Genomic DNA, 9339 nt, shown 5'->3' on the forward strand with positions numbered 1-9339 from the left:
GCCCCGATAAGGAGTGCTTTTTTATTAGTATCTCAGTGGGCTTTTCGGGTGCGCGCCAGAAGGAGCCATCCGCCTACAAGGATAAGTCCGATCAGAGGAATGGCACCAATGGTGATCGTGCCGTCCGGGTAATCGAAAGCCATCATCAGAAGAACAAAGGCCAGAAACCCTAGTGTTGCCCAGTTGGTATAGGGGGCGCCAGGCATGGCAAAAGTTGTCGGAGCAATTTCGCCGCGATTGATAGCGGCTCGTAGGCGAAGCTGGCACAACAGGATGAAACCCCATGTGCTGATGATTCCGATGGCCGAGAAGTTCAGAACCACTTCAAACACGCGGGAAGGGATCAGGTAGTTCAGGCCAACGCCAACCAGATAAACAGAAAGCGTCGTCAGGATACCCATGTAAGGTACGGAGCTTTTGTTCATCTTCGAAAGCACCTGAGGGCCTGATCCACCAAGGGACAAGGCACGCAGTACGCGACCTGTGGAGTACAGGCCTGAATTGAGGCTGGACAGTGCCGCAGTCAGGACAACGATGTTCATGATCGTGCCAACGCCCGGAATTCCAAGTGCCTGAAAGAACGTCACGAACGGGCTGACGCCAGCATGATAGGCTGTCCATGGCAGCAGGCAGACGAGCAGGACAACCGAGCCAACATAGAAGAGACCGATACGCCAGATGACGCTGTTCACAGCGCGCGGCAGAATTTCACGCGCATCGTGGCATTCTCCAGCGGCAGTGCCAATCAGTTCAATGGCGGAATAGGCAAACACCACACCCTGCAGCAGCAGAAAGACTGGCATGATTCCATGCGGGAACAGGCCACCGTTCTCTGTGATCAGATGAAGGCCCGTGGTGTGCCCGGCTACGGGCATCCGGCTGCCGAGAATAAGCGTTCCGGCGATGAGAAATGCAGCAAGCGCCACGACCTTGATGAGCGAAAACCAGAACTCCATCTCACCGAAATAGCGGACGCCGATCATGTTCATCGTGCCAACGATGCTGAGAGCGCCAAGAGCGAAAACCCACTGGGGGACGTCCACGAAAACGGCCCAGTAGTGCATGTAAAGGGCGACGGCGGTGATATCGACGATGCCCGTCATGGCCCAGTTGAGGAATGAGAGCCAGCCCGCAGCATAGGCGGCTTTTTCGCCAAGAAATTCGCGGGCATAGGTCACGAAACTACCGCTGGTCGGGCGGTACATGACCAGTTCTCCAAGGGCACGGAGAATCAAGAAAGAAAAAACGCCGCAAACGGCATAGATCAGCGCAAGGGAAGGACCGGCAACCTGAAGGCGGGAGCCAGCACCAAGGAACAGTCCGGTTCCGATGGCGCCACCGATGGCGATCATCTGAACGTGTCGACGACCAAGATCCTTGTGATACCCTTCCTCGCTGATGACATCTTCCGATGGTGGAGTGTGATCGTGAGCAGGGCTGGTCGTCATCTGCGCATCCTGAGGGCCGGGATCGGCGGGGTGAATCAATGTCTGGACGGGAGTCACCTACACTTCATGCGTGGCAGGTATGTCCAATCTGCATGGGAACATACGGCAAAGTCCTCTCATTGCCAACGAGCATTGAGTTTCCTTACGAAAATTCAGACTTTTGAGACATTTAATGTCCAGGTGGAACGGCCATGCAGGCCATGCCCTGCGCTGTCAGACTGCTACAGGCACTGGCAGCCCCGGCCCGGCTGATACCAGCAAGACGGGCTCTATAGAAGCGCGTTCCATGAGACATTGTGGGCTGAATTTGGATTTGCGATGCCTGAAGTGGAGAGAATGCCGTCTGTCGCGCCATGTTCGCGGCAAAGCGTGCCTGTCCGGGATTCGCAAAAGCTCCGACCTGAATGCCCCAGTCTCCGTAAGTTCCTGGCGCGCGATAGCTGACGGCTGTGGGTGTCAGACTCTGAGAGGCGCGAGGTGTTCGAGGTGGTGTGGGAATGACAGGAGCCGGAGGCAGGAGCGTGCTGGCAACTGTCGATTGCTCGACAGTTGCAGACGGGGCTGCAAGTTGACGGTTGGGGACGGAGACGGGAGTGCAGGCCATACTTGGATCATAGGCGGCATCCGGGTCACAGGGGCCAAGAGGCGGCAGTTCCGGTGGCATTGTATCTGACGGGACAGACGTAATGCGCCGTCTGGACCATGCCTGCTGAACGCTCTGCTGTGTTGAACCATACTGTCTGGAAGACTGAGCCATGGCCAGTTGTGTGCTGGTATCAGGTGCTTCTGCGACCTCCATAGGAGATGCGTTCAGTTGCTGTGACGACGCGTAGGCTGCCAATGGTCCTGTCATAGCGATCTGTGTACCCAGATGCGGCGTGATGCTTGCGACGTAGTTAACGGTCTCGTTTGGAAGAGAGCGCCCTTGATAGAGATAGTCCTCAAGGCGCTGTGGCCCGGCGTTATAAGCGGCTAGGAATGCTGGCGCCCCATATTTACGAGACAGTATTTTGATGTAGCCGGTTCCTGCCATGATGTTGTCATGCGGTTCATATGGATCAGAACCAAGCCCGAACCGGCTCTGCATTTCGGCATAGGTTTGCGGCATGAGCTGCATCAGGCCCATGGCTCCGGCGCTGGATGTGATGGGCTGGCCGTTCAGATACTGATGTCCTCCCGATTCCTGATGAATGACAGCTCTGATCCACGCTTCGGGAATCGAGAAGCGATTGGCCGCCTGCTGAATGTATGGCCCCCAGGGATCACTGGCTGTGCCGGGGGCTTTGTAAGCGCCGTTTGCCGCGTAATACCGATTGTAGGGAGAGGGTTGGGAGGCGCATCCAGCGAGAAGGAGTCCTGTCAGGCAAAGGCTTCCAGCGTACAGGACAAGGGGCCTTTTCCGACGCGTCATAAACCCAATGTTAATCTTTTTCTCGAATGATGCCGTCTGTCCGAAAGAGAAGGCAGACAGACAGTGACGACGGAGACTCCGGAACTTGAGATCCCGGCGAAAGCTGGCGGAAAACGCAGGATTATCCTGATCGCAGCAGTGCTCTGTGCTCTGCTGGCTGGAGGCGGCGTATTCGCTTGGCGACATTTCCAACATCCTGCGTCCCGTCCCGTAAAAGCGGCGTCTCAACCGATATCCCTGACACTCATTACCATCCCGACGCTGGTGTCCAACCTTGATACCGGAGATGGCAGGGCGCGTTATGTCCGGATCAGTGCGCGCCTTCAGGTTGAAGACAGCAAAGATACGGCAAAAATCGGGTCGCTCATGCCCCAGATACAGGATGCCTTCCAGACCTGCTTGCATGGGATGCGCCCGGACGAACTGACCGGAGCGGGAATCTATCGTCTGCGGGAAACCATGCTGGCGCAGATTTCTAACATTCTTGCGCCGCTCGTCGTGCGGGATCTCTTCTTTGTGGAAGTTCTGGTGCAGTGATGCCAGACGCACAGAAGGCAGAAGCCGCCCCGATGTCGGAGGGCGGTGTAAACGATGCGCCGATGCCGCGGTTTGCCCTTTCTATGGATGATCTTGGTTTTCCAGAAGATGACGGTGCGGACCGGATTCTGAACCAGGACGAGATTGATAGCCTCTTCGGGAGCGACGCCAACGTGAGCGGTGGCGGCGAAGGAAGTGGTCTGGAAAAACTGCTGAGCACGTCGTTCGTCTCTTACGAGCGGCTCCCTATGCTTGAGGTGGTTTTTGACCGTCTCGTCCGGATTCTCACGACCAGCCTACGCAACTTCACCAGCGATAACGTTGAAGTCTCAATGGATCGTCTGGCTTCCCAGAGGTTCGGGGATTATCTGGAGAATGTTTCCGGGCAATCCATGTTTGCCGTCTTCAAGGCGGAGGAGTGGGACAATTACGGAATTCTCGTTCTCAACTCTTCTCTTGTTTACAGCGTCATTGATGCGTTGCTGGGAGGGCGTGATCGTGTTCGTCCTCACGGAGATGGCGAGAGGCGGACAGAAGGACGGCATCATACGGCGATTGAGCGGGCGCTAGTTGAACCTCTGATCCGTGTGATCCTCTCCGATCTCTCCATGAGTTTCAGCCCTTTATGCGCTGTGAACTTCCGCTTTGAACGGCTGGAATTGAACTCCCGTTTTGCGACCATTTCCCGTGCCGCAAATGGCGTCGTGTTGGCACGGTTTGGCATTGATATGGATGGACGCGGCGGAGATGTAGATCTCATTCTGCCGCATGCGACGCTGGAGCCTGTTCGGGAAATCCTGCTGCAACAGTTCATGGGTGAAAAATTTGGCCATGACGGCATCTGGGAAAGTCATCTTGCCCAAGAGCTCTGGAATACTGACGTCACGCTCGACGCCGTTCTGGAAGAGCAGAGCATGAATTTGCAGGACATCATGGCTCTTTCGCCGGGCGAGATGCTGGTGCTGCGCCGTGATCCTACGGCTCTCGTTCAACTGCGCTGTGGCGGAAAGACGGTCTTTCGGGGGCGGGTTGGCAAGAAGCAGGGTCATGTCGCGGTTCGTATTGAAGAAAATCTTATTGGCGGAGGGGCCGCTGATCGCCCTTCTGCGTACAGCTGAAAAGGCGGAGCAGTTTCCATGGACAGGTTCCAGATTGTGCTTGAAGTTGCTCTGTCAGCCCTGCTGCTGATTACGATTTTCTACAGCCTCTATCTTGGGCGGGCGCTATCGGTCATTCGTCGAAACCGGGGAGAGCTGGATGCCCTAATTGCGAGTTTGCATAGTAGTAGTCAGCAGGCTCAAGCCGGTATCGACCATCTGCGTCAGACGACTGAAATGGTTGGTCGTTCGCTTGGCAAAACGGTGGAGAGCGGAAAGAGCCTCAAACATGAGCTGACGATACTCTGCGAACGATCAGAAGCCGTTGCTCAGATTTTGGAAAAAACAGCGTCAATTGGCCGCCCTGCCAATACCGCGACTGTCAGGGAGGCAGAGGCGCCGGATATGGATAGCCCTCGTTTCTCTGCACGCGTCAGGGCAGATGAAGGACGATGGCTGGCGGCGAGTACTTTGAAAACGCCATCCGGTAAGACTGCAGCAGAACGGGAACTGTTGCGTGCTCTTCGTCAGAAGCAGGTGTAACGCTCATGCTCTTCCGCTTGCTGCATATTGCCTGTGGTTTGATGATCATCTTGCTGGGCGCGAAAGTTTACGATCTGGTTGGGTATGTTGATGCGTCAACCAATTCGTCATTGATGTCGTCTGCCGTGGCGCAGCCGACCACCTCACAAGCCTCACCGAACGCTGATGCTGAAGGAACTGCAAGCAAGTCGTCTGAGGCGCAGGATGGGAAACCTGCTCAGCAGAAGCTTGCCTCTCCAGATCTTTGCAAGGCAGGGGGATGTCAGGGAGCGCTTCAGTCGGCAAATGAAATGGCGCCGATAACGCCTGATCCCGGGCTGAAAGCAGAGCTGGCTGCACGGCAGCAGGAACTGGATCGCAAGGCCGCTGCGTTGGAAGATCGGCAACGTCTGGTAGATGCGGCAGAAGAAGAACTGCAACGTCGGATGACCGCACTCCAGACATCCCGTTCGCAGTTTGAAGAGACAGCACGACATTCGGACGAGCTTTTGAACCAGGATGCGGAAAGACTGGTCAGGATTTATGAGGCGATGAAGCCCGTCGATGCGGCCGCTATTTTCAATATTCTTGATTTGCGGGTTGGCGTGGGCCTTCTGAACCGTATGAGCCCGCGGAAGGCTTCAGCGATCATGGAAGCCATGTCTCCACAAAGGGCTATTCTGGCGACACAGATGCTCGCAAATGCTCATGCGCATCCTGGGATGCGTGTTGGGGATAACGGGTAATGCTGGGGCGTAGATGCCTGTGTGTGCTGATAGTGTTGATGCTGTCAGAAAGCGCATCAGCTTTACCGTCTACGGGGAGTGCGCTTCTTCCATCAGGCTGGTCATTTCTAAATGATCCTTCCCCCCTTTTGTCAAAGAAGGAGAAGGCGGCGGTAGAACGCGCGAACGTCGGTGTGCAGCCTGTTATACAGGCTAAAGAGGATGTTGCCCCAACCGCAACTGGCTTATGGCTACCTTTGGGTGAGATGACGCCGGTTGCTGCCTTTCAGAATGGTCGGCGTCTCCTGATCGTCGCTGCCGGGCGCCATGCTATAGACACTGCAGGGCTCACAAATGATACGCCATTCGAGGCTGTATCTGCTCGTGTTATGGCGGATGTGACGGCTGTTAGCATCCTGTGCCCTGAAGGAGCCATTCCATCAGTCAGGCCTGCCGGGCATGGATGGACGGTCTCTCTCGCACAACAGCCGGCCTCACCAACAGACGCTATGTTATTGGGCCAAGATGGCGGTGCCTTAACTTTCATGCCACCTCGGACGGATGGGGCTTTGGCCGTTGTCACGTTCCGGGATCCAGATTCCGGTCGGCGACTTTTGCTCGGTCTCTCACGGTCAGGATCTATATCCGGTGACTTGATCCGGCGTGGAGCGGGTTTTGAGGTTCGCCCTAGCCTGACGGGGCTGGTTATCGCGGCTGATGACGATGCAATCGAGTTAAGGCAAAGCGGAAAGCAGTTTTTTCTGGATCGAGTTGGCCCAGGTGATACTCCGCTTCTCGCTGGCGGAAAGCTGGCTGCTTATGGGGCCTCGGATGCCGGGGTATCGTTGGCCGATAGTGCGCCTGAAAATCTGCGAGACAGTGTTCATCGCGCCTGGATCGCGGCGGCAACAGCGTCAGCAGGACAGCGCTTTGATGCGCGGGTCCGTCTGGCACAGGCAGCGGCGAGATTGGCGAATGGTGCATTGGTTTCTCAGGTTTTGCAGGCAGCACTGGAAGATCAACCTGAAGGGGGTGCGCGCAAGGATGTACGAAGACTGAAACAGATTGCGGCAGTGCTCAACGGTCGCGCTGATCAGTCTCTCTTAACGGAAGAAGAAGGGGCGGCGCCGGAAGATCAGTTCTGGCGAGGCATGGTGCGTGCGCAGTTTCCCCTTGTGGGAGACGGGCGTGATGTCAATGCGCAGAGAACCCTTATAGCAAGCTTGATTGCGGCAGGCTTGCCATCGGTCTCGGCTTATTCTCAGCCTTTGCGGCACCGCCTGTTACCAGTGGGGGCAGAGTGGGTCGCGCGATACGGCACGGCAAAAGATCGGGGCGTTCTATCGTCTCTGCCTTTGGGGCCTGAAACTGCGCTTGCGCGTGCCTTGGTGGCAACGGATACCCGTGCGTCGGATGCAAGAGAGCAGCTTGAAAAGCTCGCTCATGATCCTGCTCCCCTGATATGGCCTGTTGCACGCGAAGCCGCTTTGAAACGGGATCTTGAAACAGGTGCTTTGCCCGCAAAAGCAGTAGGTGAGCGTGTGGATGCCCTTATGCCTGCTTTTCGAATGGCAGGAAGGGAGCGTGAGGCACGCCTGTTGAGTATTGATGCCTTCATTAAAGGGAAAGAATGGCGCGCCGCTCAACAGGGCGTGCAAGACGGGCAGGCTGTCTATGGGCAAGAGGATTTTCCTGGGCATGACAGGGTAATCGTCATTGCCCGAGGGCTTGCGGAACAGAAAAATATCGAAATGCCCGGTGCTCTCGCCGAAGTTGAGCTGTTGAAATCAGCCCTGACGATCACGCCGAATGATCCGACATTGCAAACCTATTTTCTGAAAGCTCTGGACCGTCGTTATGCTGTGTTAGGTCTTCCGGCAGCTCAACGAATGGTCTTGCGTCGTCTTCTGCGGAACCAGCAGGGGGCGGAACATCAGGACACTATGCTGAAGCTTGTTCGTCTGGATCTTGATGCGGGTGATCTGGGTGCGGCACTCCATGATTTACCAGCGGAAAAGCCAGAAGATGTTTCTGCGCTTCCGGGAGGGCAACTGGAAGCATTGGATGTGACTTTGCTTCGCGCCGAAATTGCGCAGGCCCAACACGATCTGCCTAAAGCGGAACGTTACCTCACAGGCCGGACAGAGGTTCAGGCTTTGAAAATGCGTGCGAAACTGATGGAGCAGGCGAAGGACTGGGCTGGTGCAGTGTCTGCTCTGAAGCCAGCCCTCGATGCGGCTTGGGCGGCGCGAAAAGATGCTTCAACTCTGTCAGTAGAGCTGGAAGCCCTGGTTCTGGAACTGGCCGGTGATGCCTCAAGAGCTCATGATGGCGCCACGCTTACTATGCTGAAAAAGCAGTATGGTTCTTCAATGGAGCACTCATCGTCCGCAGGGGTCTTTAATCTTCTTGTTGGAGAAAGTCCGGCAGGTCTGCCCGTAGGTGGGTAAAGCAGTCAGGTACTATGGGCCTTGAGAAAAGTCTGGATCCCATACGCCATAAAATGGGCCAGATTTTCGCCTTCCTTGGGAGGCTTGCAGTGAGTCAGATGCGCGAGCAGCGGGCCGCCAAGGGTCATGCTGAAAAGTAGGTCGGCGGCCTCTTCGATGTTCTCGATATCAAGGTGACCTGCCTGGACCTGCTTGGTCAGCCACTGTTGAACCGGCAGCGCGCGACCAGAGAGATGAAACAGATCTGTGACGATTTGACGTACGGCAGGATTGCGCGTGGTTTCCGTGATAATGGATTTCAGCAGGCCAAGCCGCTCTTCGTCGAAAAGCTGCTCTGCGATAAGCATCATCATCATCTGGAGCTGTTGGGGCAGCGGATCTGTTTCAACCGGCGTGTAAGGGATCGGGGCGAAAAGCCGTTCGATAATAAGGGTCTCGAAAAGAGATTTTTTAGACTCGAAAAACTGGTAGAGCGTCTTTTTGGACATCCCGGAGCACGTAGCAATGCTGTCCATGGACGCTGCATGATAGCCATGAGTCGTGAGCATTGAACTTGCAGCATTCAGGATCCGCGTCTTGCGCTCTGCGTCATCCACTGAACCGTTATGATCGCAGCACCGCAGCTTGCGGGTATCGGGTAGGGCGGAAGTGGGACTGTTCAAGATCAACTCCGGGATTATTCGTACCGGCCGAATTGACGTTCATCAAAGAAACCGGCTAGTTTCCGGAACAACTGGAAACTGCGTGGTTTCTGTATCACAGGATAGCGGCTGTATCATGCCTTCTTTTCAGAAAACATTTTGGATGTCGTCCGCGACTGTCGTCTTGGAGAAAGGTCAGATGCGCCGTCAGGCCAAAACAATGATCCCTTTGCTGGCAGCCATGCCTTTCTTGGTTGCTGGCTGTCAGAAGAAAGCTGCCGCTCCGCAATTGCCGCCACAGCCTGTTGGCGTCATGACGCTGCAAACCCAGCCGGTTACGCTGGAGACGTCTCTTCCCGGCCGAACGGATGCCTATGAACAGGCGCAGATCCGGCCGCAGGTGAATGGTGTGATTGTCTCGCGTGACTTTGAGCAGGGTGCGGACGTCAAAAAAGGGCAGCAGCTGTTCCAGGTTTATATTGCGCCGTATCAGGCTGCTTATGACCAG

8 protein-coding genes and 1 pseudogene are annotated in these 9339 nt (G+C 55.8%); 6 read left to right on the forward strand and 3 right to left on the reverse strand.

Translation table 11 applies throughout. The features are described 5' to 3' along the window. Positions 1-32 precede the first annotated feature (32 nt). Both KP708_RS02045 and KP708_RS02050 read right to left on the reverse strand, forming a co-directional pair. Entirely contained in the window at positions 33-1448 is a 1416-nt protein-coding gene (locus KP708_RS02045; protein ID WP_215750070.1) for an amino acid permease, read from the reverse strand. A 169-nt stretch (positions 1449-1617) separates the two neighbouring features. Beyond that, entirely contained in the window at positions 1618-2859 is a 1242-nt protein-coding gene (locus tag KP708_RS02050; RefSeq protein ID WP_215750072.1) for a lytic transglycosylase domain-containing protein, read from the reverse strand. 63 nt (positions 2860-2922) lie between these two features. Here KP708_RS02050 and fliL point away from each other — a divergent pair, with 63 nt between their 5' ends. The 5 genes from fliL (at position 2923) to KP708_RS02075 (ending at position 8190) form a co-directional block, all read left to right on the forward strand. Beyond that, positions 2923-3396 carry a flagellar basal body-associated protein FliL gene (fliL, locus tag KP708_RS02055; RefSeq protein ID WP_202207147.1) on the forward strand — a complete coding sequence of 158 codons (474 nt, stop codon included), beginning with the start codon at positions 2923-2925 and terminating at the stop codon, positions 3394-3396. After that, a complete protein-coding gene (gene fliM, locus KP708_RS02060) occupies positions 3396-4514 on the forward strand; it encodes a flagellar motor switch protein FliM (RefSeq protein ID WP_252347344.1) in 1119 nt (372 codons plus the stop codon). The genes fliL and fliM overlap by 1 nt, the downstream gene beginning before the upstream one ends. Positions 4515-4532: 18 nt before the next feature. Further along, the gene (locus tag KP708_RS02065) at positions 4533-5036 is read left to right on the forward strand and encodes a DUF6468 domain-containing protein (protein WP_215750074.1); all 504 of its coding nucleotides are present in this window, start codon (positions 4533-4535) and stop codon (positions 5034-5036) included. Positions 5037-5041: 5 nt separating this feature from the next. Further along, positions 5042-5761: a MotE family protein gene (locus KP708_RS02070; protein ID WP_202207149.1), complete on the forward strand. Its 720-nt coding sequence runs from the start codon at positions 5042-5044 to the stop codon at positions 5759-5761. A gap of 128 nt (positions 5762-5889) precedes the next feature. Next, positions 5890-8190 (forward strand): hypothetical protein, encoded by a 2301-nt coding sequence (locus tag KP708_RS02075; protein WP_252348072.1) that lies wholly within the window; start codon positions 5890-5892, stop codon positions 8188-8190. A 5-nt stretch (positions 8191-8195) separates the two neighbouring features. On the opposite strand, the gene KP708_RS02080 is transcribed toward KP708_RS02075, so the two are convergent. Next, on the reverse strand, positions 8196-8852 hold the full coding sequence (locus tag KP708_RS02080) for a TetR/AcrR family transcriptional regulator (RefSeq protein ID WP_252347345.1): 657 nt from the start codon (positions 8850-8852) through the stop codon (positions 8196-8198). A gap of 115 nt (positions 8853-8967) precedes the next feature. On the opposite strand from KP708_RS02080, the pseudogene KP708_RS02085 reads away from it, so the two are divergent. Beyond that, a pseudogene (locus tag KP708_RS02085) lies at positions 8968-9339 on the forward strand (biotin/lipoyl-binding protein); the annotation flags it as partial.

The organism is Gluconobacter sp. P5H9_a, assembly GCF_018812085.1.
Classification (GTDB): Bacteria; Pseudomonadota; Alphaproteobacteria; order Acetobacterales; family Acetobacteraceae; genus Gluconobacter.

Excerpts from the sequence above, each read along its gene's own strand:
- KP708_RS02070 (WP_202207149.1), top strand. The coding sequence starts at position 5,042 with ATGCTCTTCCGCTTGCTGCATATTGCCTGTGGTTTGATGATCATCTTG.
- KP708_RS02050 (WP_215750072.1), bottom strand. The coding sequence starts at position 2,859 with ATGACGCGTCGGAAAAGGCCCCTTGTCCTGTACGCTGGAAGCCTTTGC.
- KP708_RS02065 (WP_215750074.1), top strand. The coding sequence starts at position 4,533 with ATGGACAGGTTCCAGATTGTGCTTGAAGTTGCTCTGTCAGCCCTGCTG.
- fliM (WP_252347344.1), top strand. The coding sequence starts at position 3,396 with ATGCCAGACGCACAGAAGGCAGAAGCCGCCCCGATGTCGGAGGGCGGT.
- KP708_RS02045 (WP_215750070.1), bottom strand. The coding sequence starts at position 1,448 with ATGACGACCAGCCCTGCTCACGATCACACTCCACCATCGGAAGATGTC.